This is a genomic window from Aquabacterium sp. (assembly GCF_049274795.1).
Classification (GTDB): Bacteria; Pseudomonadota; Gammaproteobacteria; order Burkholderiales; family Burkholderiaceae_C; genus Aquabacterium.
This window is the reverse complement of record NZ_JBASTH010000108.1, coordinates 1-25262: the sequence shown is the minus strand read 5'-3', so window position 1 is coordinate 25262 and position 25262 is coordinate 1. Positions and strand designations below refer to the sequence as shown.

The window sequence follows — 25262 nt, the reverse complement described above, 5'->3', positions numbered from 1 at the left end:
CCCAGCCCCCCGGGTTCAGGGATCGGCGCCAGGCGCTTCCAGCGCCCTGGCACCTTCCCTACAAGGTCAAGGTGCGGGTTCGGCCAGCAGCTTGCGCACCTCGTCTTGCAGGCGCTCAGGGGTCACGTCGGCCGCCGGGATGGCCGGCCCGACCACCAGCCCCACGTGGTTGAACATGCCACGGCGGAAGGGCTTGGACATGGCCGTGCCGTCGATGCGCGAGAAGAAGGAACCCCACAGGTTGTGCAGCGCCGACGGGATCACCGGAACCTGCTCATGCCCCTCCAGGATCTTCATGATGCCGCCTTTGAAGGTCTGCAGCTGGCCATCCTTGGTGATGGCGCCTTCGGGGAAGATGCACAGCAGATCGCCATTGGCCAGCACCTCGCGCGCCTTGACGAAGGCCCGCTCATAGGCCTGTGGGTCTTCCTTCTGCGGCGCGATGGGGATGGCCTTGCACAGGCGGAAGAACCAACCCAGCGCCGCCGTCTTGAAGATGCGGTGGTCCATCAGGAACACCATCGGGCGCGGGCTGATCACGCCCAGGATCACCGCGTCGACGAAGCTGACGTGGTTGCAGACCAGCACGCCCGGGCCGTCGGTGGGCAGATGATCCTCGCCGCGCACGCGCAGGCGATAGACAAAGCGCGTCACCACCAGCATCACCAGGCGGATCAGGTACTCGGGCATCAGCCAGAACAGGTAACCCACCACGATCACGTTGAGCAGGGCCGTGGCGCCGAACACCTGCGGGATCGTGAAGCCGAAATACAGCATGGCGCCGGCCGCCACGGCGCTCACGATCATGAACAGCGCGTTGAGGATGTTGTTGGCCGCGATGATGCGTGCGCGGTGGCTGGGCTTGGCGCGCAACTGGATCAGGGCATACATGGGCACGCTGTACAGACCGGCGCTGAAGGCCAGCAGCGCCAGATCGGCCATCACCCGCCAGTGGGCGTGGTTGCGCAAGAACTCTGGCACGGTGAACAGCGGCGCCCCCACCGGGTGCGTCAGGCCCTGGCTGGCCAAATAGAGATCGAAGGCGAACACGCTCATGCCGATCGCGCCCACCGGCACCAAGCCAATCTCCACACTGCGGTGGGACAGGGTTTCGCACAGCAGCGAGCCCACAGCGATGCCGATCGAGAAGACCACCAGCAGCAGCGAGGCCACATGCGCATCGCCCCCCAGCACATCACGCGCGAAAGACGGGAACTGCGACAGGAACACCGCCCCGAAGAACCACATCCACGAGATGCCCAGCAGCGAGCGGAACACGCTGGGGTACTCGCGCGCCAGCTTGAGGTTGCGCCAGGTTTCGGTGACGGGGTTCCAGTTCAGCCGCAGATCGGGCTCAGAAGACGGTGACGCCGGGATGCGCAGCGACACCAGCCAGCCCAACACCGCCACCGTCACGCAGGCCAGTGCGGCCCATTTGGCGCCAGCCACTCCCAGCCCCATGATCAGACCACCGCCCACATTGCCCAGCAGGATGGACACGAAGGTGCCCATCTCGACCATGCCATTGCCGCCGGTGATCTCACGCGGGCTCAGGTGCTGCGGCAGGTAGGCGTACTTGACCGGCCCGAAGAAGGTGGAGTGCAACCCCATCAGCGCCACGCAGCACAGCAGCACGACCACGCCCTGGGTCATGAAGCCCCAGGCGGCCAGGCTCATGATGGCCACTTCCATCAGCTTGATGGCGCGCATGATGCGGGCCTTGTCGTACTTGTCGGCCCACTGCCCGGCCGTGGCCGAAAACAGCAGGAACGGCAGGATGAACAGCGCGCTGATCACCAGCCCGGCCATCTTGGGCTCCAGCCAGGACACATGCAGTTGGTAGGTCACCAGCACCGTGAAGGCGAACTTGAACAGGTTGTCGTTACCCGCGCCCAGGAACTGCGTCCAGAAGAAGGGGCCGAAGCGCTTCTGCCTCAACAGGGCGAACTGGTTGCTTGCTGCGGGTGCGGCCCCCTGGCCGGCCTGCTGATGCTCTGGATGCGACGTCGTTGCTGATTCGCTCACGGGGGAATCCTCTCTGGTGACCGCTTTGCCGCTTATGGACCAGCATTGAACACCAAAACCGGCCCACCCTCTTCATCGAATCGTCAGGGTTTCGCCACCTGTTCCTGAACGTTGCAGCCACGTGAACACGGAATCGACGGTGACCGTGCGGATGCGCCCCGTGAAACGGAGTTCAGGCAGATGGTCGTCGAAGCTGACGTTGGCACGTGTCATGCGCCCGCCCAGGCGCTGCAAGGCCGGCAGGTGAAGCTCAGTCGGCTGGTAGCCGGCCTGCTTCAGCCAGCGCTGTGCGCTCTCGCGGTCAACCGCCTTGTCGTCCATGGCCGATGCCAGCACCTCCACCGCCCACTGGTTGCTCTGCTGGTAGCAGTGCGCCCAGGCGTAGGACAGCATGCTGTAGCGGCGCGTGTGCATCGGCGCCGTGATGGCCGCATCCTTGAGGCGCGGCAGCAGGCGGGCCTGCACCTCCGGACGCGGCACGACGATGCCGGCCACGTACTCGTGCGGCGCATCCAGGAAGAAATCGCCGATGCCCTGGCGGTACACGCCCGAACGGTCCGTGCCGCACTGGTTGAGCTTGTGCAGCACGCACCAGGTGTCGCCATCCTTGTAGGCCCAGCCCATGTGCGAGTAGCGCACGTTGTAGCGGCTCAGATCCTGGCCAACGCGCGCAATGGCCACCACGGAGGCACCAGTAGCGTCAAGCTGCTGCACCGTGCGTTCGGCCAGGCTCAGGCCCTGGGTGATGGAGGACACGGCGGGTGGCGTGGATTCGCACGGGCGGCCGGCCCAGGCCGGAAGACACAGGGCGGCACTCAATGCCACGCTGACGGCGATGCGTGCACCGCGGGTGCGCACAGATGATGGGATCGTGTCCATGTGAGCCTCCTCAGTCCAGCACACGTTCGTTGTGCAGCAGCGCACGTCCCAGTGCATTGGGCACGAAAGCCAACACCTGCCCCGCCGCCGACAAGACCACGCCTGCGCCCACGGCGCTGACCGTCACCGCCGTGCCCGCAGCCACCGAAGCCGCGCCAGCCACCTGGCTGGCCACCTTGATCACAACACAGGCCCCGTCGCTGGCACGCTGCAGCACCCACACCGTGCTTTCGGCCACGGTCTGCACGGCCGCCACCGTGAGCACCACCCCAGCCGACAACACCATCGAAGGCGCCGCCACCGACACGGCCACCGGAATGGCCGACAGCGCACTGGCACCGGACAGCTCATCGGATTGCGCCCGTGCCGGGCTCAGGGCCACGGTGGCCGCCAGGGCCGACACGGCCGTCAGTTGCTGCAGGCGGTGCAGGCCGCGCTCGAACAGGTTGCGAGTCATGGTGAGTTCTCCTTGGGTTCGTGATGTCATTGCTCTTGGGCGATGCGTGCGATGGCGACGTGCTGCTCGGCACGGAGTACGTCGTGGGCATCGCGCAGCATCTTGGCCAGCGTGAAGGCCGACGAGATCAGAAACAGCCAGCACGCCATCAGGTAGGCCTTGAGGGCCGGCGCCACCGACATCTGCCACAGGCCCCAGCCGGTCAAGGACACGGCCATGCCGAAGCCGGCCCACACCTGGGCCTTCCAGGCCTTGGTGTCACGGGTGATATGGGCGGCATGAGAGTGCCTCGGCTGTTGAACATGGGCGCATTGTGTGAAGCACCCTGAACCGGGTCAACGAAACAATACGAAGTCCACATCCATGCACATTGAAGTATCAATTTTCGATACTTTTATGGGATTCAAACAAGGAGATGCCATGGCCACCAGCCTGGACCTCGTCACGGCGCTCAAGGCGGAACTCAAGCGCAGCGGCCTCACCTATGCCCACCTGGCCGAGCGCCTGGGCATGGCCGAATCCAGCATCAAGCGCATCTTCGCCAAAGGCGACATGCCGCTGTCACGCATCGACGAGATATGCCGCGGCTCAAGCTGGATTTCGCCGAACTGGCCCGCCGCGTGGCCGAGAGCCAGCCGCTGCGTCGCGAGCTCACGCTGGCGCAGGAGAAGGCCGTGGTGGCCGACCGCAAGCTGCTGCTGATGGCGATCTGCTGCCTGAGCCAGTGGACCCACGAGCAGATCGTGTCCACCTACGAGCTGGGCGAGGCCGAGTGCATCCGCTACCTGGCCAAGCTGGACAAGCTGGGCATCATCGAACTGAGGCCCTTGAACCGCTACCGGCTCAACGTGAGCAAGACCTTCCGCTGGCGCCCGCACGGTCCGGTGATGCAGTTCTTCCGCGAGCACGTGGTCGACGAGTACTTCGCCGGTGGCTTTGAGGGCGAGGACGAATTGCTGCTGGTGCATGGCTCGCTGGGGCCTGGCCTGAGCACCGCGTTTGCCGAGCGCCTGCAGCGCGTGACGGAGGATTTCGCCCAGCAGCACCTGTCCGACCAGCGCCTGCCGATGAAGCAGCGCAAGCCCTATACCCTGGTGGTTGGGCTGCGATCCTGGTGGTTCCAGGCCTTTGTGGACCTGTGGCGGGAGCGGGATGGCCCCACCGTACCCGTGCCCAGCGCCAAGGCAGGCAGCAAGACAAGCATCAAGGCGCCTTCTTGAGCCGGTCCAGCACCTCGTCCGTGTCCTCACCCAGCAGCGGGCCACGCCGTGTGATGCCGCCCGGTGTGCGCGACAGCTTGGGGATGATGCCGGGCACCTCCACCGTCAGGCCATCGTGCGTGGTCACGGGCAGCACCATGTCGCGGGCACGGTAGTGCGGGTCTTCGGCGATGTCCTTGGCGGAATAGATGCGGCCCACGGGCACGCTGGCGGCATTGAGCACGTCCACCACCTCGGCCACCGGGTGCGCCGAGGTCCAGGCCGTGATGGCTTCGTCGATCTCGGCCACGCGAGCCACACGGCCTGGGTTCGCGGCCAGGCCCGGATCCTGCGCCATGTCATCACGGCCGATGGCCTGCATCAGGCGCTTGAAGATCGAATCACCATTGCCGCCGATCACCACCATGCCATCGGCACAGGGATAGGCATTGCTGGGCGCGATGCCGGGCAGCGCGGAGCCCGCGGGCTGGCGCACGGCCCCGAAGGCACTGAACTCGGGCAGCAGGCTTTCCATGCAGTTGAACACGGCCTCGTACAGGGCCACGTCGATCACCTGGCCCAGACCGCGCGGCGCCTCGGGGCTCACGCTGGTGTGCCGCGCCTGCAGGGCCATCAGGATGCCAATCACGCCGTGCAGGCCGGCCAGCGTGTCGCCCAGGCTGACGCCAGCACGCACGGGTGTGCGGCCCGGCTCGGCGTTGAGGTAGCGCATGCCGCCCATGGCCTCGGCCACGACGGCGAAACCCGGCCGGTCCCGATAGGGGCCGGTCTGGCCGTAGCCGCTGACACGCAGCATGATCAGGCCCGGGTTGGTGCGGCTGAGTTCGTCATACGCCAGCCCCCATTTCTCCATGGTGCCGGGCTTGAAGTTCTCGATCAGCACGTCAGCCTCGTCGATGAGCTGGCGCGCGGTGTCGCGCCCTTCGGATGAGCGCAGATCGAGCACCACGCTCTTCTTGTTGCGGCTCTGCACCTGCCACCACACGCTCAGGCCGTTGTGCAGCATGCGCCACTGGCGCAGCGGGTCGCCACCGCCCTGCCCCTGGGCATCGGCGGGCGGCTCCACCTTGATGACCTCGGCGCCGAAATCGGCCAGGGTCTTGCCGGCGAAGGGGCCGGCAATCAGTTGTCCAAGCTCTAAAACTTTAAGGCCGGCCAAAGGGCCGGCCTGTGGTGCCGCGGTAGTCGACATGGGCAGGCTGAATCAGTAGATCAGCCGCCATTGTCGGTCAATGCGATCCCATGTCCATCAGGGCGCAGCCGGCTCCGGATCGGTCACGAAACCGATCTTGCTCAGGCCTGCCTTGGAGGCATCGGCCAGGGTCTCGGCTACAGCCTTGTAGGCCGTGGCCTGGTCTGCGCGCAAATGGATCTCGGGCTGCTGGGGCAGCTTGCCCTGCTCCATGAAGCGAGCAGCGACCTCTTCGCGGCTCAGCGCCTCGGTGTTCCAGTAGCGCACGCCATCGGCGTCGATGGACAGGTCGATCTTCTCGGACTTGGCCGAGATCACCTCGGCGCTGGCCTTGGGCAGGTCCAGCTTGATCGAATGGCTCAGCAGCGGCGCCGTCACGATGAAGATCACCAGCAGCACCAGCATCACGTCGATGAGCGGCACCATGTTGATCTCGGCCAGCGGCGCGCCGCCGCCCTTGTTGTCAAAGCTTGCGAAAGCCATGGCTCACCTCACTGAGGCTCAGGCCGAAGCCTGGGGGTTGATGGGGCGCACCGAGGCACCGCCGTTGCGGGGGGCTTCGGTGGTGGTGGTCTTGAGGGTCTGGCCGGTGCTCAGGAAGGTGAACAGCTCGAACGCGAAGGCGTCCAGGCGGGCAGACCACACGCGGTTGCTGCGGGTCAGCCAGTTGTAGGCCATCACGGCGGGAATGGCGACGGCCAGGCCCACGCCGGTCATGATCAGTGCTTCACCCACGGGGCCGGCGACCTTGTCCAGCGTGCCTGCACCGGTGGCGCCAATGGCCAGCAGGGCATGGTAGACGCCCCACACCGTGCCGAACAGACCCACGAAGGGGGCCGTGGCACCGATGGTGGCCAGCATGGTCAGGCCGCTTTCCAGGCGCATGGTTTCTTCATCCAGCACTTTCTTGATGGTGCGGGTCAGGAAGTCCTGGGCCGAGCCGGCTTCTTCCAGCTTGGCAGCGCCGTAGCGGGCGTGGTGGGTCTGGGCGTGCATGGCGTGCGAGGTCAGGTGCGCAAAGGGCTCCTGCACGCCGTGCGTAGCGATCTCGTGCTGCACGGCTTCCAGCGAGGTGGCGTTCCAGAAGAAATCCAGGAAGCTCTTGCTGCGGCGCTGGCGCAGGTACAGGGCCACGCCCTTGATCACGATCAGGGCCCAGGAGATCAGCGACATGATCACCAGGATGGCGAACAGGGACTGGCCGACGAAATCGCTCTGGGCGATGAAGTGGCCGAAGCCGGGCGGGGGCGCCGAAGGCACGGTGGTCTGCGCCACGGCCTGGGGTGCCGCGGCCAATGCTGCGTCGGAGGTGGAGGTCACGGTGTCAGTCATGGTGATCGATCAGTCTTGGAGGTCGAAAGAGAGGGTGGTGGGAGCCCATACCGCGCGCGGCACACCTCCCTCCATGTACGGTTTCATGCGGGCCAACTTCATGGCGGCCACGGCAGCCTTGTCCAGGCGTTCATAGCCCGACGATTTGGTGATCTGAACCTCGACAGGACGGCCGCTCTCGTCGATCAGCACCTTCAGACCCACCGCGCCGGATTCACCCAGGCGACGCGAGGCTTCGGGATACTTTGGAACGGGCCGAATCAGGTAGGCCACGGCAGAAACAGCCGCCTGCTTGGTCTGCAGCGGTGTGGCGGGCGCCGGCGCAGCAGCCACGGGTGCAGGAGGGGCTTGCACAGGTGCGGGCGGCGGAGCCTCGACCGGCGCGGGCTTGGGCGGCTCCGGCTCGGCCTGGATCTTGTTCTCACTGGGCGCAGTACTGCTAACCACCCGCGGCTTGGGCTTGATCGGCTCGGGCGGCCGAACCTGCGGCTTGGGCGGCTCGGGCGTGGGCTTGGGCGGCTCTGGCGGCGCCTGGATGGGCGCGATCAGGCTCACGGTGATGGGCGAGGATTCGGCTTGCAGGTCGGCGATGGGGGTGCTGAACAGGATCATGGCACCGACGACCACATGGGCAGCCACAGCGGCGCTGCCCAGGGCCCAACGCTGCGACACCGTCAGATCACTGGGACTGACTGGCAAAAAAGACGCCTTCGGCAGATCCGAAGGCCAGGAGACGGTCGCTTGCATAGCCTTCTAGTGTACCGCGCCGGTAACTGAGAATCAATCTTATTATTGAGCGTAATGGGTATGCCCGCCTGCGCCTTGACGGCAGTCAAGGTAGCATCGTGGATTGTCTGACCAGTGCCGACCACGCGCCTGTCGCCACTCTATAAGAACGGATTCACCATGAGCAGTCACAACCTTCGTGCCATCGACCTGCCGGCCGTGCAGGCCGATGCCCTTCCCTCGACATCCCCGCAAGCGGGGGGGGATGAAGGCGTGCCCGTGTCCGTGAAGATCCGCGAGCGTCTGAAGCAGGCCCAGCGGCGCTTCCACGCGAACGACAACATCGCTGAGTTCATTGAGCCGGGCGAGCTGGAAAAGCTGCTCGACGAGGTGCAGGGCAAGATGAGCGAAGTGCTGTCCAGCCTGGTGATCGACACCCACAGCGACCACAACACGCAGGACACGGCCCGCCGCGTGGCCAAGATGTACCTGAACGAAATCTTCAAGGGCCGCTACCACGCTGCCCCGTCGGTCACCGAATTCCCCAATGCCGAGCGGCTGAACGAGCTGATGATCGTGGGCCCCATCACGGTGCGCAGCGCCTGCTCCCACCACCTGTGTCCCATCATCGGCAAGGTGTGGGTGGGCATCATGCCCAACGAGCACTCCAACCTGATCGGCCTGTCCAAGTACGCCCGCCTGATCGACTGGATCATGAGCCGCCCGCAGATCCAGGAAGAAGCCGTCACGCAGGTGGCCGAGCTGCTGCAGTCACGCATGCAGCCCGATGGCCTGGCCGTGGTGATGGAGGCCGACCACTTCTGCATGCACTGGCGTGGCGTGAAGGACATGGACGCCAAGATGATCAACAGCGTGATGCGCGGCTCCTTCCTGAAGGACGCCAGCTTGCGCCGCGAGTTCCTGGCCCTGGTCAACCACAGGAAGGGTTAAGCGCCATGCTCGTTCGCCTGCTGTATGCCAGCCGCGCCGTCGAGGCGCCCTCGCCTGAGACCATCGACGCCATCCTGGCCTCCTCGCGCCGGCGCAATCCGACGCTGGGCATCACCGGCCTGCTGTGCCACAGCGGGGATACCTTCATGCAGGTGCTGGAAGGCGGGCGCGAATCCGTCAACCAGCTCTACACCCGCATCTGCCAGGATCTGCGCCACCGCGACGTGATCCTGCTGCACTACGAAGAGATCGCCGAGCGCCGCTTCGCCGGCTGGACCATGGGCCAGGTCAACCTGCAGCGCGTGAACCCGTCGATCCTGCTGAAATACTCCGAGAAGCCCGTGCTCGATCCCTATGCCGCCTCCGGCCAGGCCTCGATGGCCTTGCTGCAGGAGCTGATCGCCACCGCCAGCATCGTGACCCGTGGCGCCTGAGGCGCCCGGCGAGCCGCCAGCCGCGCTGCTGGGGCTGGATTTCAGCTGTGCACCCTCCGCACGCAAGCCCATCGTAGCGGCGTGGGGGCGCCGGTATGGCGCGGTAGTGAAGCTCGAGGCGCTGGAGTCCATCACTACCCTGGATGGTTTCGAGGCCTTGCTCTCGACCACGCATCCGCGCGCGGCGCAAGGCTGGGTCGGGGGCTTTGATTTCCCCTTCGGCCTGCCTCGCGTCTTTGTGGACGCGCTGCGTGCCGACACCGGCCTGCCTTTGGCCGACACCCAGGCTCTGATCAGCCACCTGCGCACGCGCTGCACTGATCGGCAAGGCTTTCAGCGCCTGGTGGATGGATGGGGATCCGCCTGGGGCCCGGGCACACGGCCCGCCACCCTGCCCCATCGCCGTTGCGACACGGCCATGGACGGGGTGTCCAGCACCAGCCCGCTGCAGACACGCTACGTGCCCGTGGGCAAGATGTACTTCGAAGGCTTGTGGCGACTGATTCAGGCCGGCGTGGCTCTACCCGAGCTGCATCAGCCGTCTGAACAAGGTACCCAGCCGCCCCGCCTGGCCTTCGAGGCCTACCCAGGCCTGCTGGCCCACGAGATCCTGGGCCGCCAGAGCTACAAGACGGATGCCCGCGAGCCCGCCGATGCCGCACGCCGCCTGGTGCAGCGCTTGAGCCTGATCGATGCGCTCGAGCAGGGCCGCACGCGCCTGGGCCTGCGCCTGAAGCTCACGCCGGCCCAGCGCGACCACCTGGCCAGCGACCCGCAGGGCGACCGCCTGGACGCGGTGTTGTGCCTGCTGCAGGCCAGTTGGGCCCACATGCGCCTGGCCGAAGGGGATGCCTTGGCCGGCCAGCCGCAGGACATGGACAAGCTCGAAGGGTGGATACTCTCGGCATGACCAAGACCGCCGCCACCCGAGAAGCCACCTACCAGGGCCTGCCCGCCATCGAACTGACCTTGCCCGACGGTTCCGCCGCCGTCATGCTGCTGCATGGCGCGCATGTGCTGTCCTGGCAGGCCGCAGGCTGGGGAGAGCAGCTCTACCTGTCGCCCAAGGCCGTGGCGGCTGAAGGCAAGGCCGTGCGCGGCGGCATCCCGGTGATCTTCCCGCAGTTCGAGCAGCGCGGCCCCGATCGCAGCCTGCCCCGCCATGGCCTGGTGCGCACGCGCGCCTGGACGCTGGACGCCCACCGCGCCGGCCGCGACCACGCCCTGGCCAGCTTCACCCTGAGCGATACGCCCGAAACCCGTGCGCTGTGGCCGCACGCCTTCCAACTGGAATACACCGTGAGCCTGGGGCCGAACCGGCTGGACCTGGAACTGCACGTGCACAACCCGGGCGACACGGCCTGGCCGTTCTCGGCCGCGCTGCACACCTACCTGGCCGCCAGTGACCTGGGCCAGTTGCGCCTGCAGGGACTGGAGGGACGGCGCTTCATCGATGCCGTCACCAACGGCGAGTACGTCGAGGACCACCCCGAGAAGCGCTTCGCCGGCGAGATCGACCGCATCTACGAAAAAGTGCCACGCTCGCTGCTGCTGCGCGATGGCCCCCGCCGCCTGACCATCGAGGCCGAGACCTTCGAGGATGCGGTGCTGTGGAACCCCGGCCCCGACAAGTGCGCCGCCTTGAGCGACATGCCGGCGGATGAGTGGCGCCAGATGCTGTGCGTCGAAGCCGCGCAGATCCTGAACCCGCCCACGCTGCAGCCGGGCGAGAGCTGGACAGCCCGCCAGAGCCTGGTGCTGCCCGACTGAGAGCAGTCGGGCCCCGTATCAAGCCTTGGCCGCAGGCCCCTGCAGCAATTGCTTGAGGTCGGCCACCCAGGCGTCCACGCCCAGGCCATAGCGCAGGAACAGGCGCACCTTGCCGTCCGGATCGAACACGTAGGAGCCCGCGGTGTGGTCCATCGTGTAGCTTTGCCCATCCTTGCTGGGCACCTTCTGGAAGAAGACCTTGAAGTCGCGCGCGGCCTGCGTCACTTCGTCCACCGAGCCGCGAAGGCCCACGAAGCTCGGATCCAGCGCCTTGACGTACTCGCCCAGCACGACGGCCGAATCACGCTCCGGGTCCACGGTCACGAACACGCCCTGCACCCGATCGCCATCCGGCCCCAGGCGGCGGCGCACTTCGGCCAGTTCGGCCATGGTGGTCGGGCACACATCCGGGCATTGCGTGAAGCCGAAGAACACCACCACCACCTTGCCCTTGAACTCGGCCAGGCTGCGCCGCTTGCCCTCGGGGTCCGTCAGGGACAGGGCCTTGGCGTAATCGGCACCGGTGATGTCCACGCCATTGAACTTGGCCGCAGAAGGCGCGAGCGGGTTCAAGTTCTTGCCGTCGCAGCCGGCCAGGCCCGCCACCAGCAGCGGCAGGCCCAACAGCCCTGAGGTAGCTGCCATGGCGGCCTTCAGCCCCCGGCGACGGGCATGGGACACGGGTAACACGGTTGTATCGATGCGTTGTTCAGCCATGGCTTAATACCAGACGTAGTGATCCACCAGCAGGGCCGCGAACAGCAGCATCAGGTGGAGGATGGAGAAGCGGAAGGTCTTGCGGGCCAGCTCGTCACTGTAGTTGCGCCACAGACGGAAGGCATAGACCATGAACCACACGCCCAGCACCACGGCGCTGACCAGGTAGATGTGCCGGCTCATGCCGTAGATGTAGGGCAGCAAGGTGGCCGCCAGCAGCACCCAGGTGTAGAGAAACACATGCAGCCGCGTGAACTCGTTGCCGTGGGTGACGGGCAGCATCGGCAGGCCAGCGCGGGCGTAGTCCTCCACGCGGTACAGCGCCAGCGCCCAGAAGTGCGGCGGTGTCCACAGAAAGATGATCAGGCACAGCATCAGCGCCTCGGGCTCGACGGCACCGCGCATCGCCGCCCAGCCCAGCACCGGTGGCATGGCGCCCGAGGCCCCGCCGATCACGATGTTCTGCGGCGTGAGCGGCTTGAGGATCACTGTGTAGATGATGGCGTAACCCACGAAGGTGCTCAGCGTGAGCCACAGGGTGAGCGCATTGACGAACACCGCCAGGATGATGCCTCCCAGCGTGCACAGCACCACGCTGAAGATCAGCGCCTGGGTGCGCGTAAGCTCGCCGTTGGCCGTGGGGCGCCAGGCGGTGCGCTTCATGCGCGCATCGATCTCCTGCTCGATCAGGCAGTTGAAGGCGGCAGCCGCACCGGCCACCAGCCAGATGCCCACGCAGGCCGCCACGGCCCGCACGCTTTCTTCGGCGGTGGGCACGCCGGGCACGGCCAGCAGCATGCCGATCACGGCACAGAACACAATGAGCTGCACCACGCGGGGCTTGGTCAGCACGTAGAACTGGCGTGCCCGCGAGGGCAGGCTCACGTCCGCTTGAGAGGAGACCATGGAGGAGGACATGGGGACTGAACAGAACCGGAAGACACGGAAAGAACGACAGGCGCGGTCACGGCCATGCGGGTGAGCCACCCGGCCATGAGGGCCGCGCCCAGGGTGTGGCCCAGCGCGGCCAGCAAGGGCCAGCCAAGCACCACATTGCTGAGCCCGGACAGGATCTGCAGCAGCAGCAAGGCCAGCAGGCCCCAGGCCTCGCGCCTGGCCACAGGCCACAGGCGCGCAGCCAGCCACAGCACAGCGGCGGTGGCGACCACAGCCCCCAGGCGGTGGCCCATGTGGATGGCGGTCAGGGCCGGCAGGGTGATGAAACCACCCTGCCCGTCATGCCCCAGGCCACGCCACAATGTGAAACCCTGGGCCCAATCCATCGCGGGCCACCATTGTCCCTGACAAAGCGGAAAGCTGGCGCAGGCCAGCACAGCACCATTGGTGCTGACCCAGGCACCCAGCGCCGCCTGCACGAACCACACACCCAGTACCCACCAGGCTGCGCGACGAAGCACCGCGGGCAGGGCCTGGGCGTCGCTGAGGCCCGCAGCGGGCAACGCCATCGCCCGGGCCTGGGCGGTGAGCAGGACCACGCCAATCAGGCCACCGAGCAGGTGCCCCGTCACGACCATGGGGTACAGCTTGAGCGTGACGGTAAAGGCGCCGAAAGCCCCCTGGGCGCACACCCAGATGAAGGTCCAGGTGGGCCACCAGGGCGAGAGGGGGCTGGCGTGCGCGGGCGGCGTTGCCGTGTCCTTCGCCTTGAGATGGCGCCACCATGCCAGCCCCATCAGCAGGACGATCAGCGCACCGACGCCGGTGGCCAGGTAGCGATGGATCATCTCGATCCAGGCCTTGCCATGCGTGACCGGGCCTGTGGGCGCGATGGCCTGGGCCTCGGCGATGTCGGCATGTGCGCCAACGGGGCTTGCACTGCCGTAGCAACCCGGCCAATCCGGGCAACCCAGGCCAGAATCCGTGAGCCGTGTGAACGCCCCGAACACCACCAGATCGATCGTGAGGAACAAGGTGGCCAGCGTGAGCGCCCGCTGCCAGGCCAAAGCCCCCACCTGCCCCTGGCGGCGCAAGCGCAGGGCCACCCACAGCACCGGCAGCACGGCCACCGCCGCGCCCACCAGGCCGACCTCGATGGCCGGGGCCCAGTCGACCAGGGCCGAAGACGCCGCCAGGCTCATGGCCGCCCCTCCTGGTCCCAGGAACTGGCGGCCTTCAGCAGCCGCTCCAGATCCTTCTGCACCTTGCGCGGCTCGGCATCCGCCGGGAAACGCATCATCCAGTCGCCGCGCGGATCGACCAGGTACCAATGGTCTTCCAAAGCATGGCCAGCGGCTGGCGACAGCCATTGCGCCAGATCGAAGGGCTTGACGCGCAGCACGGTGGCGTCCTTCATCCCGGGTGCCAGGGCCGGGCGCATGGGCTGGGCATCGTTGATCAGCCAGACACGATCGACCTTGTCCTTTTCCTTGCCCAGCACCTCGCGCACCTGGCGCTGCCAGTACAGGTGCTTTTCGCAGCGGGCGTCGCAATCACCGCCAGCCACCGTCAGCAGCAGCCACTGGCCCTTGAGCGCCGAGGTGGACACGGCATGGCTCTGCAGATCCGTCAGCGGCAAGGCATCCGACGCGGGCATGGGGCGCGTAGGCGAGATCAGCTCGCCGTGGTTGGTACGGGCTTGCGGACGGATCACGTAGTAGGTGATGTAGGACGCGATGACCGGCGCGGCGCACACGGCCAGCACCAGCAGCATCTTGAGACGGCCTTGGCGCGTGCGCTGCAGCGCCGCCGGATCGGGCAGGCTGTGCACGCTCAGTTGCACCAGTTCGCTCTCCGGCGGGGCTGGGGGAGCCGCCTCGGGCTCGGGCGGTCGTGACGACAGGGTTGAGCTCATCTAGGACATTTCAGGCAGATGGAGCCTGGCGACGCCGCCAAGGCCTGATCCACTGGAACCACATATACAACACCACCATGACCCCGGCCATGGCGAACCATTGCGTGGCATAGGCCTGGTGACGCCCCACATCCAGGGCCGGCCGCCACCAGTCACGCAGCAGCTTGGGGCCACCAGACGGCGGCGGCTGTTCGTCACCAACCTGCTGGATGCTGCCCGGCCGCAGAGGTTCACCCCAAGCCTGGGCCAGCGCGGCCATATCGACATTCTGACGCACTGCGCCTACCGGTGCCGATTCGGGGGTTCCCAGCTCCATCAACTTGGAGGGGGCCGGCACCAGCCGCCCCTGGAGCAGCACCTCGCCCTCGGCCTTCGTCGGTGGAGCCACGCGCAGGCGGTCGTAGGGATCACGGGGCACCCAGCCACGCTGCACCAGCACGGTGGCCGCGCAATCCGCACCCTGCCCCGTGGGCAGGCTCAGGCGCAAAGGGGTGAGCATGAACAGGCCGGCCCGGCCGCCCATGGCCCGGTTGTCCAGCCACACGGTGCGCTCGTTGAGCCAGTGCCCGCGCAGGGCCACGGGCCGCTGCTCCTGCGCGGACCAGGCCTCGGGCGCGCAGGGCAAAGCGGCGTTGTCCAGGGCTGGCAGGCGATCACGCGCCTCGATGGTGTCATGCAGCGCCTGCTTGGTGGCCGCACGGTTCAATTGCCACTGCCCCAGCGATGCGGTCACGCCCACGCCCACCAGGGTGGCGACAAGGACGATCAAAGGCCGGGACACAGGCATGGGCGGGAAAGAACGCAAGACGGCCGGCCCGAGCGGGCCGGATAATCCGGAAACATGAAGATCGTCATCATTGTCGCGCTGATCGCCGTCGTCGCTGCCCTGGGCCTGGCCGGTCGCGCCATGCTGCAGGATGGCCGCAATGGCGCCCCTAAGAGCAACCGCATGGTGCGCGCCCTGGCCTGGCGGGTGGGGCTGTCAGTGGCCTTGTTCCTGTTCATCCTGCTGGCCTACAACCTGGGCTGGATCCAGCCCACTGGCATCGCCGTGGGGCGCTGAGCACTGAACCCCCGCACCGCCACACGCGGCACGACGGCCCAGCAAAAAGCCCCGGCGCCTGATCAGGTCACCGGGGCCTTGATGGCAGAACCCGGGGCTCAGGTCCAGTAGACGATCACGTACAGCCCCAGCCACACCACGTCCACGAAGTGCCAGTACCAGGCGGCGCCTTCGAAGCCGAAGTGCTTCTCGGCCGTGAAGTGCCCCCTGTGCAGGCGGATCGTGATGAACAGCAGCATCAGCATGCCGACGAACACATGGAAACCGTGGAAGCCCGTCAGCATGAAGAAAGTGGAGCCGTAGATGCCGGAGTTGAGCTTCAGGTTGAGGTGCGCGTAGGCCTCGTAGTACTCATAGCCCTGGCAGATCAGGAAGGCGATGCCCAGCAGCACCGTGGCCCACATGAAGGTGATGGTCTTGCCGCGGTGGTTCTCGCGCAGCGCATGGTGGGCGATGGTGAGCGTCACGCCCGAGGTGAGCAGCAGCGCCGTGTTGATCGTCGGCAGCGGCCAGGGGCCCATCGTGCGGAAGGGCTCGACCACGCCGGCCGGCGAGGCCGTGGCACCGGCGACCACCGAGGGCCACACCGCCTTGAAGTCAGGCCACAGCAGCGCGTTGTCGATGCTGCCCAGTTCGGGGATGGTGTAGAAGCGCGACCAGAACAGCGCACCGAAGAAGGCCCCGAAGAACATCACCTCCGAGAAGATGAACCAGGCCATGCTCCAGCGGAAGGACACGTCGATGCGTTCACCGTACAGGCCGGTTTCGCTCTCGTGAATCGCATCGGAGAACCACTGGAAGAGCACGACCAGCCAGCCAAAGAGGCCAGCAGCCACGGACCAGGGCGCCCAACTGGCGCCATTGACCCACTGCCCGGCCCCCAGCACTACGAAGAACAGTGCGAAGGCGGCCATGACGGGATGCCGCGAGGGCCCCGGCACGAAGTAGTAAGGGGTCTGCCCCTTGGGAATCGCTACGGACATACGCTCTCCTTGTTATCCCGCTGGCACCTTGTGGCACCGCTGATCGTCAACCCCCGGCTGATCATGCCGCCACCCCGCTGTGGACCACCCAGCGCACCAAAAACACCAGCGCGACGACGAAAGCCACCCCCGCCAGCAACCCGGCCACGATCAGGTGGACGGGGTTGAGACGGGCCAGATCGTCCGCATGGTCCTTCGACTTGCGCACGCCGAAGAACGACCACGCCACCGCCTTGAGCGTGCCCACGAAGGAGCCCTTGCGGGCCGTGGCCTCGCGCAGGCTGCCATCGGAGGCGGGGCCCTGGCGTGTCATGTGCGCCCTCCGAGCTGCCCGGCCGGCGCCGCCGGCACCTTGCCCCCCACCTCGAAGAAGGTGTAGGACAAAGTGATCGTCTTCACGTCACGCGGCAGCTTGGGGTCGATCACGAACACCACGGGCCAGCGCTTGGATTCACCGGGCTGCAGGGTGTACTCATTGAAGCAGAAGCACTCCAGCTTGTTGAAATGTGCCGTGGACTGCTTGGGCGCGTAGCTGGGGATGGCCTGGGCCGACATGGCCCGCGGCTGGTCATTGCGGAACTCGTAGATCACCGTGTTGAGCTGGCCGGGGTGCACCTCCAGCGAGCGGATCTCGGGCTTGAAGCTCCAGGGGCCGCGCGCATTGGCATCGAACTCGATCGTGATGGTGCGCGACAGGTCCACCTGCGTGTTGGGCTTAGCGCGCGAGGCCGTGCCCGGCACTTCTCGCTCGGCCAGCGAGAGCACATTGATGCCCAGGGCCGCACAGATGGCCCGGTACATGGGCACCATCGCATAGCCGAAACCGAACATCACGGCCACGATCACCACCAGCTTGAAGACCATCTGTTTGTGGTCACTGCGGGCCTGGGGGTTGATCGCGTTGCTCATGGGTGCGACAGCAGAACGATCTTGGCCACAAAGCCCACCAGGAAGGTGGCCACGATGGACACCAGCACCAGCGCCAGCCGCAGGTTCTTGCGGCGCAGCGCCTCGACGCGCTGGGCAGCGCCGTTGGCAGAGGCTTTGGCGGGCTGGTTCATCGTGGGCATCCGGTCAATCAGTGCACCTGCCCGTCAGGGATGATGCGGGTGGCGGTGGCGTCCAGCTTGGGCGGGTTCTCGAAGGTGTGGAACGGGGCCGGCGACGGCACTTCCCACTCCAGGCCTTCGGCGCCTTCCCAGGGGCGTTGCGGGGCCTTCTCGCCCTTGCCCAGCATGGCCGGCAGCATCACCACGAAGAAGAACAGGAACTGCGTGATGCCGAACACGAAGGCGCCAATGGAGGCGATCTCGTTGAAATCGGCGAACTGCATGGGGTAGTCGGCATAGCGGCGTGGCATGCCCGCCAGCCCAAGGAAGTGCATCGGGAAGAAAGTGACGTTGAAGCTGATGATCGACAGCCAGAAGTGCAGCTTGCCCTTCCACTCGGGGATGATTACGCCCGTCCACTTGGGGCCCCAGTAGTACACGGCGCCGTACAGCGCAAACAGCGAACCGGCCACCAGCACGTAGTGGAAGTGCGCCACCACGTAGTAGGTGTCCTGCAACTGGATGTCGATCGGCGCCACCGACAGGATCAGGCCCGTGAAGCCGCCCATCGTGAACACGAAGATGAAGCCCACGGCCCACAGCATCGGGGTCTCGAAGGTCATGGAGCCGCGCCACATGGTCGCAATCCAGTTGAAGACCTTCACGCCCGTGGGCACCGAGATCAGCATGGTCGCGTACATGAAGAACAGCTGGCCCGTGACCGGCATGCCCGTGGCGAACATGTGGTGCGCCCACACGATGAAGCTCAGGATGGCGATGGAGGCCGTGGCGTACACCATCGAGGTGTAGCCGAACAGCGGCTTGCGCGCGAAGGCCGGCACGATCTGGCTCACGATGCCGAAGGCCGGCAGGATCATGATGTAGACCTCGGGGTGGCCGAAGAACCAGAAGATGTGCTGGTACATCACCGGGTCACCGCCGCCAGCGGGGTTGAAGAAGCTGGTGCCGAAGTGGCGGTCGGTCAGCGTCATCGTGATGGCACCGGCCAGCACGGGCATCACCGCGATCAGCAGGTAGGCCGTGATCAGCCAGGTCCACACGAACATCGGCATCTTCATCAGCGCCATGCCGGGGGCGCGCATGTTGAGGATGGTCACGATGATGTTGATCGAACCCATGATGGAGCTGGCGCCCAGGATGTGCATCGCGAAGATGCCGGCGTCCATCGAAGGGCCCATCTGCAGCGTGAGCGGGGCATAGAGCGTCCAGCCGGCAGCGGGTGCGCCACCGGGCATGAAGAACGAGGCCACCAGCAGGATCGCGGCCGGGATCATCAGCCAGAAGCTGAAGTTGTTCATGCGCGCGAAGGCCATGTCGGACGCGCCGATCTGCAGCGGGATCATCCAGTTGGCCATGCCCACGAAGGCCGGCATGATCGCGCCGAACACCATGATGATGCCGTGCATGGTGGTGAGCTGGTTGAACAGCTCGGGGTTGACCAGCTGCAGGCCTGGCTTGAACAACTCGGCCCGAATGCCCAGTGCCAGCGCGCCCCCGATCATCAGCATCGTGAACGAGAACAGCAGGTACAGGGTGCCGATGTCCTTGTGGTTGGTCGCGAAGACCCAGCGGCGCCACCCATGGGGGTGGTCATGCGCGTGGTCGTCGTGTCCGTGGGCGTGACCGCCGTGATCCATCACCGCACTCATCTTGGAATCCTTTCAGAATCTTGGGGCCGTGGCGCCTTGTCGCTGCGCACGGGTCTGGATCACTTGTTGCGTTGCGCCAGCACTTCGGCCGGCTGCACGATCTGGCCCGTTTTGTTGGACCAGTGGTTCTTGGTGAAGGTGATCACCGCGGCGATCTCCGTGTCGGACAGCTGGCGCCAGGCGGGCATGGCCACGTTCTGGCCATTGAGCACCACATGGATCTGCTTGCTCTTGTCGGCATCGAGCACCACGGCAGCCGCATCCAGCGGCTTGATGGCGCCGCCGCCCTTGCCGTTGTCGTGGTGGCAGACCGCGCAGTTGGCGGCATAGACCTTCTGGCCACGGGCGATCAGGTCCTCCAGCACCCAGACCTTGCTCGGGTCATCCGCCTTGGCGGCCTGGGCCTTGAGGCGGGCCTCGGCCCATTTGGCGTACTCGTCCTCGCTCACCACCTTCACGTGGATGGGCATGTAGGCGTGCTCCTTGCCGCACAGTTCGGCGCACTGGCCGTAGAAGTCGCCCGTCTTCTCGGCGCGGAACCAGGTGTCGCGCACGAAGCCGGGGATGGCATCCTGCTTGATGCCGAAGGCCGGCACCATGAAGGAGTGGATCACATCGTTGGCGGTGGTGATGATGCGCACCTTCTTGTTCACGGGCACCACCAGCGGCTCGTCGACCTTGAGCAGGTAGTTGTCGCCCTGGGGCGTGCCGGCGTCAGACAGCGCACGCTGCGAGGCATCGAGCGTGGAGATGATCTGGATGCCTTCGCCCTCACCCTTGAGATAGTCGTAGCCCCACTTCCACTGGTAGCCGGTGGCCTTGATGGTCAGGTCGGCGTTGGTGGTGTCCTTCTGGGCCACGACCGCCTTGGTGGCAGGCAGCGCCATGCCGATCACGATCAGGAAGGGGATGATCGTCCAGACGATCTCGACCGTGGTCGATTCATGGAAGCTGGCCGGCTTGAACCCCTTGGATTTGCGGTGCGCGAAGATCGAATAGAACATCACGCCGAACACGCCGACGAAGATGACGCCGCAGATCCACAGCATCATCACGTGCAGATTTTGCTGCTCTGTCGCGATCTTGGTGGCGGGCGGGTGCAGATCGAACTGGCGCACCGCCGGACCGCCCGGCAGATCGCGCACCACCTGTTCGGCCTGCACGCCCAGCGACAAGGCGGCCATCGAGAGCATGGCCCCCAGTTGCCGTAGACGGTGGGCAAGCGGCAGCGAACGGAAGTGATTCATGGTTTCGTGTCTTTGCTCTGTTGTTCGGGCGGGGCGGCTGTGGTGCGTCAGGACGGCTGGGGCTCTCGGGCATCCAACTGGCGCAGTGCCCAGCGGACTTCCTCGGCCAGTTGACGACGCAATCCGGGCTGCACGTGGCGGCCGATGTCGACCGTGCGTCCATGTCCGGACAGGCGGATGAGGGAACCGTCGTGGCGCTGGGGCTCCACCCTCACCCACCGGGGGTTGAAATCCACGCAATGCAGGCGGCCGCCATTGTGACATTCCACCCGCACCAGGTCGGCGCGCAGGCCGATGAAATCCCGGTCCGTGGCATGGCACGCGTACAACAGCAGCGCAGCGCCCAAGGCCGTGAGTTCGATGAACGCAAAAGGCATCACGTAGGCGGCGCCGATCAGCCAGAAGCCACTCGCCACACTCAGCGAAAGCAGGCAGATGGCCAGGTAGGCGAGGAACAGTTGGCGAGGCGCCAGCGAACAGTTGCGCTTGAGCAGCCATTCGGCCTGCCAGTCATCGGCAGCGGCTTGCGCGCCGTCGCGGGCGCACTCTCCGGTGGCAAATGCCGGGAGAGCAGAATCGCGCGGCGATTTCCAGACCCCCAACCGCAGGGTTTGAGAGGGCAAGAGTGACCCTTGGGACAAGGCGGCAGGCATGAAGCCGAAACTCCGTCTCCCGGGGGGACTGTCCTGGCGCGCCTGCCGGCGCAACCCACGGAACACCGGGTGTTGCAATCAAACGAGATCAGCGCGGCGAAATAGCCACGCACGACCACTTCCTCAAATCATTCTAGGCACGGGCTTGTGATGCCTCAAGTCCCAATATTGTAGGCAAGCCTATGGCTTACCCTCGGGTGATGCGTATTCCCATCAGCCCCGCGACCGAGGGAAATTGCCCGGAAAACCAATATCCCGGCCGATATGCCCGAGAAATTTCATGGGGTTTCAGGTGGGTTTTCCGCCGGATTTGATCAGGCGCTTCATATCGCCCAGGGACACCTTGGTCTCGCTGGAGAGCGGCACCTTGGGCAGCGGCTTGATGGCGTGGCCATAGACCAGTTCCACCGTCAGGCGCAGACGGCCGTCGGGGCCGCGCAGATGATCCTCAAGGGCGTGCACCAGGCGATCGCGCCAGCGCGGGGTGCGCAGCCCAGCGAAACGCCCCCAGGCCACATTGCCGCCCCAGGTGCGCAGTTCGGCCAGCATGGCGGGCGCGTCGGGCCAGGTCAGCGTCAGGCGCTCCATGTCCATCACCGGGTCCGAAAAACCGGCTTTGACCAGGGCGTCGCCCAGATCGTGCATGTCGATGAACTGGATGGTGGGCAGGGGCCAGCCCAACTGCTGGTACAGGCCGCGCAGTTCGCGGGCCGTGTCCGGGCCAAGGCCGGAACACATCAGGAAGCCATCCACCGCCAGAGCCCCGTGCCAGGCCTTGAGCGTGCCATCCAGATTGGCCTGAGCGTGCAGCGCCATGTTGGCCCACAGCAGGCCAGCGCCATCCGCGGGCCAGCCGCCGGGCCATGGCTGGCCTTGCCGCACCACCAGCGGGGTGGACTTTCTCCAGGCGCTCCACCAGGGACGGGTCTGCTGGGCCGCCCAGGCCTGGCGTGACCGTTCTGCCAGCGCCTCGGTGGGCTCAAGCACCCAGCGGCGGGCCTGCGGGTAGCGCTGCGCGACCAGATCGGCACCCGTGCCCAGGAAGGCCCCCCAGTCCACCCAGTCCGTGGGCGTCAGGCGGATCGCCTCCAGCTTGTCGGAGAGGCGACGTGCCACCTCTTCATGCAACCAGGCTGCTTGCGGCAACTGGGCGAGTCGGGCGGTCTGGCGCGCCAGCGCAGCGGGCTGAGGCGCCACGGGCTCGGGGCGGGGGGCTTGGGGAGACATGGGCAAAGGGGACATCCAGGCAACCCGGCAGGCCCCCATCAGGGCGATGGAGCGGGCCGGGGCGCCTGAGTATAGTGAGCCGATGAATTCAACAGGGGCCATGGGGACAGCGTGGTGGCCGACCTCGTGCCGGGTCTGCCGCCGCTGGCAATGGGGCGTGCTATGCGCCAGTTGCCTGAACAACGTAGGCCTGAGTGCCCTCCGGTGCACGCGCTGCGCCTTGCGCCTGCCAGGGCAAGTGCGCCCAGGCGACGATGACGACGGCCTGTGCCAAGCCTGCCGCGACGCCCCGCCCGGCTTCGACCACGCCACCGCGGTACTGGATTACTGCGAGCCGTGGTCCGGCCTGATCGCCTCGCTCAAGTTCCGCGAGGACACAGCCATGGCCGGTGTGCTGGCACGGCTGATGCTGCCGGCCCTGGCACGGCGCTGGCACTTGCCGCCCCCCGTGCTGGCCGCCGCGCAGACAGGCCGGCGATCTCCCGGCCGCAGCAGCCCATCACGCATCGACAAACCCCGCTGGAAACGCGGCGCGCCCTCCGCCATCGTGCCCGTCCCGCTCTCGGCCAGCCGCCTGCGCGAGCGTGGCTACAACCAGGCAGGCTTGCTGGCCGGGCACCTGGGGCGGCACCTGCACCTGCCCGTGTGGCACGACGCACTGATCCGCCGCAAGGACACGCCCCGGCTGATGACCCTGGATGCAGACGCGCGTCTGGAGCACATCCGCCAGGCCTTTGCCGTTTCAGCCCGGCACATGCCCTTGCTGCAAGGCCGGCATGTGGCCGTGGTCGACGATGTGCTGACCACCGGCGCCACGCTCAATGAGGTGGCTCACACCCTGTGGCAGGCCGGTGCACGGGAAGTGTCGGTGTGGGTGGCTGCGCGCACCCCAGCCCCGCAAGATGACGCCGTGAATTCAGACACGCAAGACAAGCGCCAGCGTGGGGCTTGCGATCTGGGCTAGAGTGGCCTGCATGAGCCACAAAGTCATCTTCCAATCCCTGGACGACCTGCAAGGCCACGTCGGCCAGCACATCACCACCACCGACTGGTGGGTGGTGGACCAGGCCCGCATCCAGCTGTTCGCCGATGCCACGGGCGACCAGCAATGGATCCACACCGACCCGGTACGCGCCAAGGCCGAATCGCCCTTCGGCACCACCGTGGCCCACGGCTTTCTCACGCTGTCGCTGCTGGCCGAGTTCCTGCAATCCAGCATCGACTGCAAGGGCACGCGCATGGGCGTGAACTACGGACTCAACAAGGTGCGCTTTCCGGCGCCCGTGCGCTCGGGTGACCGCGTGCGCTGCCATGTCGAGCTCAAGGCCGTGGAGCCTTTGCCGGACAAGGCCGTGCAGATGACCTGGGGCGCCACCATCGAGATCGAAGGCGGCGACAAGCCCGGCTGCGTGGCCGAGTTGCTGTCACGCTGGTACTTCTGAGCCCCCTCCCACCACGCAATGACCTGGCAGGCGCGAGCGCACACCGATCCACGTGAGATCGACGCCGCCACCTGGAACGCACTGCTGGCCGCCAGCCCCCAGCCCACCCCCTTCATGCGGCATGAGTGGCTGGCCGCACTGCACGAACAAGGCTGCGCCACACCCGACACCGGCTGGGCACCGCTGTTCCTGGCGGTGGACCGTGGCCAGGGTGTGGAAGGCGTGTGCGCGCTGTATCTCAAGTCCCATTCGTACGGCGAGTACGTGTTCGACTGGGCCTGGGCCGATGCCCATGAGCGCGCCGGCCTGCGCTACTACCCCAAGCTGCTGTGCGCATCGCCCTTCACGCCGGTGCCCGGGGCCCGGCTGCTGGCCCTGAACGACGAGGCACGCCAGGCCCTGCTGGCCGCCATCGTGCAATGGGGGCAGGAAACGGGCAGTTCATCCGCCCACATGCTGTTTCCTAACGAGCCAGATGCCGCCGCCGCACGGGCTGCTGGTTGGCTGATGCGCCAGGGTGTGCAATTCCACTGGACCAACCAACATGCGGATCAGCCAGGCGCCCTGCCCTACGCCAGCTTCGAGGATTTCACCGCCGCGTTGCACCGCGACAAGCGCAAGAAGATCCAGCAGGAGCGCCGCCGTGTGCGCGATGCGGGCGTGATCGTGCAGGTGCGCGAAGGCACGCAGATCACCCTGGCGGACTGGGACTTCTTTTACAACTGCTACGAACGCACCTACCTGGCCCACGGCAACCCGCCGTACCTGAGCCGCGCCTTCTTCCAGCAGGTAGGGCAGACGATGAGCGCGCACTGGCTGATGTTCACCGCCGTGCACGACGGCGAGCCCGTGGCTACCTCACTGATCGGGCTGGACCGCGCACAGGGCGTGGCCTATGGCCGCTACTGGGGGGCGTTGCAGCACATCCCCTGCCTGCACTTCGAGTTGTGCTACTACGCGCCCCTGGCCTGGTGCATCGAGCAGGATCTGCAGCGTTTCGAAGGCGGCGCGCAAGGCGAGCACAAGATGGCGCGCGGCCTGATGCCCGTGCCCACGTGGTCAGCGCACTGGCTGCGCGATGCCCGCTTTGCCGATGCGGTGGAGCGTTATCTGGCGCGGGAAAGCGCTGGCATTGATGCCTATGTGGATGAACTGAATGACCGGGCGCCATTCAAGCGAAGCGCCTTAGAATTTATCCGCAAATAGTAAACTATCGCCCTGAGCCGCAGCAGACGCGGCCAAGGGCGAAGCCGTGGCGACAAAAAAGCGTGTGGATTCCTGGGTGCTCACAGATGATTTCTGGCAGCGCGTAGAGCCATTGATACCCGTGCGTGAACGACCCAGTGACAAGGCATATATCCGTCAGGCCGCCCACCCAAGCCAGCGCGGCAGGTGTTTGAAGCAATTGTGTAT

General features: G+C 66.3%; 29 protein-coding genes and 2 pseudogenes. 10 read left to right on the top strand and 21 right to left on the bottom strand.

What is annotated here, in order from left to right:
* Window positions 1–66: 66 nt before the first annotated feature.
* The 4 genes from WAQ08_RS17840 to WAQ08_RS17825 all read right to left on the bottom strand — a co-directional run bounded on the left by WAQ08_RS17840 (window position 67) and on the right by WAQ08_RS17825 (window position 3597).
* Entirely contained in the window at window positions 67–2025 is a 1959-nt protein-coding gene (locus WAQ08_RS17840) for an MFS transporter (RefSeq protein ID WP_422193441.1), read from the bottom strand.
* Between the two features lie 72 nt (window positions 2026–2097).
* Window positions 2098–2904: a DUF2145 domain-containing protein gene (locus WAQ08_RS17835; protein ID WP_422193439.1), complete on the bottom strand. Its 807-nt coding sequence runs from the start codon at window positions 2902–2904 to the stop codon at window positions 2098–2100.
* Between the two features lie 10 nt (window positions 2905–2914).
* Window positions 2915–3361, bottom strand: a complete 447-nt coding sequence (locus tag WAQ08_RS17830) for a hypothetical protein (RefSeq protein WP_422193437.1) — start codon at window positions 3359–3361, stop codon at window positions 2915–2917.
* Between the two features lie 26 nt (window positions 3362–3387).
* Window positions 3388–3597, bottom strand: coding sequence for a YiaA/YiaB family inner membrane protein (locus tag WAQ08_RS17825; protein ID WP_422193435.1), 210 nt, complete (start codon window positions 3595–3597; stop codon window positions 3388–3390).
* Between the two features lie 184 nt (window positions 3598–3781).
* Between WAQ08_RS17825 and WAQ08_RS17820 the strand changes: the two are divergent.
* A pseudogene (locus tag WAQ08_RS17820) lies at window positions 3782–4581 on the top strand (helix-turn-helix domain-containing protein).
* Here the strand turns inward: WAQ08_RS17820 and WAQ08_RS17815 are convergent.
* From WAQ08_RS17815 to WAQ08_RS17800, 4 genes are read right to left on the bottom strand one after another with little or no spacing between them, the layout of a single operon-like run.
* Window positions 4565–5773, bottom strand: coding sequence for a CaiB/BaiF CoA transferase family protein (locus WAQ08_RS17815; RefSeq protein WP_422193433.1), 1209 nt, complete (start codon window positions 5771–5773; stop codon window positions 4565–4567). The pseudogene WAQ08_RS17820 and the gene WAQ08_RS17815 overlap by 17 nt on opposite strands.
* Before the next feature lie 57 nt (window positions 5774–5830).
* Window positions 5831–6256 (bottom strand): ExbD/TolR family protein, encoded by a 426-nt coding sequence (locus WAQ08_RS17810; protein WP_422193431.1) that lies wholly within the window; start codon window positions 6254–6256, stop codon window positions 5831–5833.
* An 18-nt stretch (window positions 6257–6274) separates the two neighbouring features.
* Entirely contained in the window at window positions 6275–7105 is an 831-nt protein-coding gene (locus WAQ08_RS17805; protein WP_422193429.1) for a MotA/TolQ/ExbB proton channel family protein, read from the bottom strand.
* Between the two features lie 9 nt (window positions 7106–7114).
* Window positions 7115–7804, bottom strand: a complete 690-nt coding sequence (locus tag WAQ08_RS17800) for an energy transducer TonB (protein WP_422193427.1) — start codon at window positions 7802–7804, stop codon at window positions 7115–7117.
* Between the two features lie 207 nt (window positions 7805–8011).
* Here WAQ08_RS17800 and folE point away from each other — a divergent pair, with 207 nt between their 5' ends.
* Genes folE through WAQ08_RS17780 form a run of 4 tightly spaced genes read left to right on the top strand, consistent with a single transcriptional unit; the run spans window position 8012 to window position 10986 of the window.
* Entirely contained in the window at window positions 8012–8782 is a 771-nt protein-coding gene (gene folE, locus WAQ08_RS17795; protein ID WP_422193426.1) for a GTP cyclohydrolase I, read from the top strand.
* Window positions 8783–8787: 5 nt separating this feature from the next.
* A complete protein-coding gene (locus tag WAQ08_RS17790) occupies window positions 8788–9216 on the top strand; it encodes a BLUF domain-containing protein (protein WP_422193424.1) in 429 nt (142 codons plus the stop codon).
* A complete protein-coding gene (locus WAQ08_RS17785) occupies window positions 9206–10126 on the top strand; it encodes a DUF429 domain-containing protein (protein ID WP_422193422.1) in 921 nt (306 codons plus the stop codon). Before WAQ08_RS17790 ends, WAQ08_RS17785 begins: the two co-directional genes overlap by 11 nt.
* On the top strand, window positions 10123–10986 hold the full coding sequence (locus tag WAQ08_RS17780) for a D-hexose-6-phosphate mutarotase (protein WP_422193420.1): 864 nt from the start codon (window positions 10123–10125) through the stop codon (window positions 10984–10986). Before WAQ08_RS17785 ends, WAQ08_RS17780 begins: the two co-directional genes overlap by 4 nt.
* 18 nt (window positions 10987–11004) lie before the next feature.
* Here WAQ08_RS17780 and WAQ08_RS17775 read toward each other — a convergent pair whose 3' ends face one another.
* The 5 genes from WAQ08_RS17775 to WAQ08_RS17755 all read right to left on the bottom strand — a co-directional run bounded on the left by WAQ08_RS17775 (window position 11005) and on the right by WAQ08_RS17755 (window position 15284).
* Complete coding sequence (locus WAQ08_RS17775; RefSeq protein WP_422193544.1) at window positions 11005–11631, bottom strand: SCO family protein; 627 nt, start codon at window positions 11629–11631, stop codon at window positions 11005–11007.
* 75 nt (window positions 11632–11706) lie between these two features.
* Window positions 11707–12609 carry a heme o synthase gene (cyoE, locus tag WAQ08_RS17770; RefSeq protein ID WP_422193419.1) on the bottom strand — a complete coding sequence of 301 codons (903 nt, stop codon included), beginning with the start codon at window positions 12607–12609 and terminating at the stop codon, window positions 11707–11709.
* Complete coding sequence (locus tag WAQ08_RS17765; RefSeq protein WP_422193417.1) at window positions 12585–13802, bottom strand: COX15/CtaA family protein; 1218 nt, start codon at window positions 13800–13802, stop codon at window positions 12585–12587. The genes cyoE and WAQ08_RS17765 overlap by 25 nt, the downstream gene beginning before the upstream one ends.
* Window positions 13799–14515, bottom strand: coding sequence for an SCO family protein (locus tag WAQ08_RS17760; protein WP_422193416.1), 717 nt, complete (start codon window positions 14513–14515; stop codon window positions 13799–13801). The genes WAQ08_RS17765 and WAQ08_RS17760 overlap by 4 nt, the downstream gene beginning before the upstream one ends.
* 10 nt (window positions 14516–14525) lie before the next feature.
* Complete coding sequence (locus WAQ08_RS17755) at window positions 14526–15284, bottom strand: SURF1 family protein (protein WP_422193415.1); 759 nt, start codon at window positions 15282–15284, stop codon at window positions 14526–14528.
* A 72-nt stretch (window positions 15285–15356) separates the two neighbouring features.
* Here WAQ08_RS17755 and WAQ08_RS17750 point away from each other — a divergent pair, with 72 nt between their 5' ends.
* Window positions 15357–15578, top strand: coding sequence for a twin transmembrane helix small protein (locus WAQ08_RS17750; RefSeq protein WP_422193413.1), 222 nt, complete (start codon window positions 15357–15359; stop codon window positions 15576–15578).
* Window positions 15579–15676: 98 nt separating this feature from the next.
* On the opposite strand, the gene WAQ08_RS17745 is transcribed toward WAQ08_RS17750, so the two are convergent.
* From WAQ08_RS17745 to WAQ08_RS17710, 8 genes are all read right to left on the bottom strand, one after another.
* Window positions 15677–16561, bottom strand: coding sequence for a cytochrome c oxidase subunit 3 (locus WAQ08_RS17745; protein WP_422193411.1), 885 nt, complete (start codon window positions 16559–16561; stop codon window positions 15677–15679).
* Between the two features lie 61 nt (window positions 16562–16622).
* Window positions 16623–16874, bottom strand: coding sequence for a DUF2970 domain-containing protein (locus WAQ08_RS17740; protein WP_422193410.1), 252 nt, complete (start codon window positions 16872–16874; stop codon window positions 16623–16625).
* Complete coding sequence (locus WAQ08_RS17735) at window positions 16871–17470, bottom strand: cytochrome c oxidase assembly protein (RefSeq protein WP_422193408.1); 600 nt, start codon at window positions 17468–17470, stop codon at window positions 16871–16873. The genes WAQ08_RS17740 and WAQ08_RS17735 overlap by 4 nt, the downstream gene beginning before the upstream one ends.
* Complete coding sequence (locus WAQ08_RS17730; protein WP_422193406.1) at window positions 17467–17622, bottom strand: cytochrome oxidase small assembly protein; 156 nt, start codon at window positions 17620–17622, stop codon at window positions 17467–17469. The genes WAQ08_RS17735 and WAQ08_RS17730 overlap by 4 nt, the downstream gene beginning before the upstream one ends.
* Window positions 17623–17639: 17 nt before the next feature.
* A complete protein-coding gene (gene ctaD / locus WAQ08_RS17725; protein WP_422193404.1) occupies window positions 17640–19280 on the bottom strand; it encodes a cytochrome c oxidase subunit I in 1641 nt (546 codons plus the stop codon).
* A 59-nt stretch (window positions 19281–19339) separates the two neighbouring features.
* Entirely contained in the window at window positions 19340–20473 is a 1134-nt protein-coding gene (coxB, locus tag WAQ08_RS17720; protein WP_422193542.1) for a cytochrome c oxidase subunit II, read from the bottom strand.
* A gap of 101 nt (window positions 20474–20574) precedes the next feature.
* Complete coding sequence (locus WAQ08_RS17715) at window positions 20575–21180, bottom strand: DUF2244 domain-containing protein (protein WP_422193403.1); 606 nt, start codon at window positions 21178–21180, stop codon at window positions 20575–20577.
* Window positions 21181–21468: 288 nt separating this feature from the next.
* Window positions 21469–22407 (bottom strand): biotin synthase, encoded by a 939-nt coding sequence (locus WAQ08_RS17710; RefSeq protein WP_422193402.1) that lies wholly within the window; start codon window positions 22405–22407, stop codon window positions 21469–21471.
* Between the two features lie 82 nt (window positions 22408–22489).
* On the opposite strand from WAQ08_RS17710, the gene WAQ08_RS17705 reads away from it, so the two are divergent.
* The 4 genes and pseudogenes from WAQ08_RS17705 to WAQ08_RS17690 all read left to right on the top strand — a co-directional run.
* Window positions 22490–23371: a ComF family protein gene (locus tag WAQ08_RS17705; RefSeq protein WP_422193400.1), complete on the top strand. Its 882-nt coding sequence runs from the start codon at window positions 22490–22492 to the stop codon at window positions 23369–23371.
* A gap of 10 nt (window positions 23372–23381) precedes the next feature.
* Entirely contained in the window at window positions 23382–23849 is a 468-nt protein-coding gene (locus tag WAQ08_RS17700; protein ID WP_422193398.1) for a MaoC family dehydratase, read from the top strand.
* An 18-nt stretch (window positions 23850–23867) separates the two neighbouring features.
* The gene (locus WAQ08_RS17695) at window positions 23868–25055 is read left to right on the top strand and encodes a GNAT family N-acetyltransferase (RefSeq protein WP_422193396.1); all 1188 of its coding nucleotides are present in this window, start codon (window positions 23868–23870) and stop codon (window positions 25053–25055) included.
* A 46-nt stretch (window positions 25056–25101) separates the two neighbouring features.
* A pseudogene (locus tag WAQ08_RS17690) lies at window positions 25102–25262 on the top strand (transposase); the annotation flags it as partial.

Bases quoted from the DNA above. Each gene is read 5' to 3' on its own strand.
- WAQ08_RS17730 (WP_422193406.1), bottom strand. From the start codon at position 17,622: ATGAACCAGCCCGCCAAAGCCTCTGCCAACGGCGCTGCCCAGCGCGTC.
- folE (WP_422193426.1), top strand. From the start codon at position 8,012: ATGAGCAGTCACAACCTTCGTGCCATCGACCTGCCGGCCGTGCAGGCC.
- WAQ08_RS17775 (WP_422193544.1), bottom strand. From the start codon at position 11,631: ATGGCAGCTACCTCAGGGCTGTTGGGCCTGCCGCTGCTGGTGGCGGGC.
- WAQ08_RS17700 (WP_422193398.1), top strand. From the start codon at position 23,382: ATGAGCCACAAAGTCATCTTCCAATCCCTGGACGACCTGCAAGGCCAC.
- WAQ08_RS17830 (WP_422193437.1), bottom strand. From the start codon at position 3,361: ATGACTCGCAACCTGTTCGAGCGCGGCCTGCACCGCCTGCAGCAACTG.
- WAQ08_RS17735 (WP_422193408.1), bottom strand. From the start codon at position 17,470: ATGAGCAACGCGATCAACCCCCAGGCCCGCAGTGACCACAAACAGATG.
- WAQ08_RS17760 (WP_422193416.1), bottom strand. From the start codon at position 14,515: ATGAGCTCAACCCTGTCGTCACGACCGCCCGAGCCCGAGGCGGCTCCC.
- WAQ08_RS17810 (WP_422193431.1), bottom strand. From the start codon at position 6,256: ATGGCTTTCGCAAGCTTTGACAACAAGGGCGGCGGCGCGCCGCTGGCC.
- WAQ08_RS17805 (WP_422193429.1), bottom strand. From the start codon at position 7,105: ATGACTGACACCGTGACCTCCACCTCCGACGCAGCATTGGCCGCGGCA.
- WAQ08_RS17835 (WP_422193439.1), bottom strand. From the start codon at position 2,904: ATGGACACGATCCCATCATCTGTGCGCACCCGCGGTGCACGCATCGCC.
- cyoE (WP_422193419.1), bottom strand. From the start codon at position 12,609: ATGGTCTCCTCTCAAGCGGACGTGAGCCTGCCCTCGCGGGCACGCCAG.
- WAQ08_RS17710 (WP_422193402.1), bottom strand. From the start codon at position 22,407: ATGTCTCCCCAAGCCCCCCGCCCCGAGCCCGTGGCGCCTCAGCCCGCT.
- WAQ08_RS17780 (WP_422193420.1), top strand. From the start codon at position 10,123: ATGACCAAGACCGCCGCCACCCGAGAAGCCACCTACCAGGGCCTGCCC.
- WAQ08_RS17715 (WP_422193403.1), bottom strand. From the start codon at position 21,180: ATGCCTGCCGCCTTGTCCCAAGGGTCACTCTTGCCCTCTCAAACCCTG.
- WAQ08_RS17745 (WP_422193411.1), bottom strand. From the start codon at position 16,561: ATGTCCGTAGCGATTCCCAAGGGGCAGACCCCTTACTACTTCGTGCCG.
- ctaD (WP_422193404.1), bottom strand. From the start codon at position 19,280: ATGAGTGCGGTGATGGATCACGGCGGTCACGCCCACGGACACGACGAC.
- WAQ08_RS17765 (WP_422193417.1), bottom strand. From the start codon at position 13,802: ATGAGCCTGGCGGCGTCTTCGGCCCTGGTCGACTGGGCCCCGGCCATC.
- WAQ08_RS17740 (WP_422193410.1), bottom strand. From the start codon at position 16,874: ATGACACGCCAGGGCCCCGCCTCCGATGGCAGCCTGCGCGAGGCCACG.
- coxB (WP_422193542.1), bottom strand. From the start codon at position 20,473: ATGCTCTCGATGGCCGCCTTGTCGCTGGGCGTGCAGGCCGAACAGGTG.
- WAQ08_RS17790 (WP_422193424.1), top strand. From the start codon at position 8,788: ATGCTCGTTCGCCTGCTGTATGCCAGCCGCGCCGTCGAGGCGCCCTCG.
- WAQ08_RS17705 (WP_422193400.1), top strand. From the start codon at position 22,490: ATGAATTCAACAGGGGCCATGGGGACAGCGTGGTGGCCGACCTCGTGC.
- WAQ08_RS17750 (WP_422193413.1), top strand. From the start codon at position 15,357: ATGAAGATCGTCATCATTGTCGCGCTGATCGCCGTCGTCGCTGCCCTG.
- WAQ08_RS17695 (WP_422193396.1), top strand. From the start codon at position 23,868: ATGACCTGGCAGGCGCGAGCGCACACCGATCCACGTGAGATCGACGCC.
- WAQ08_RS17815 (WP_422193433.1), bottom strand. From the start codon at position 5,773: ATGTCGACTACCGCGGCACCACAGGCCGGCCCTTTGGCCGGCCTTAAA.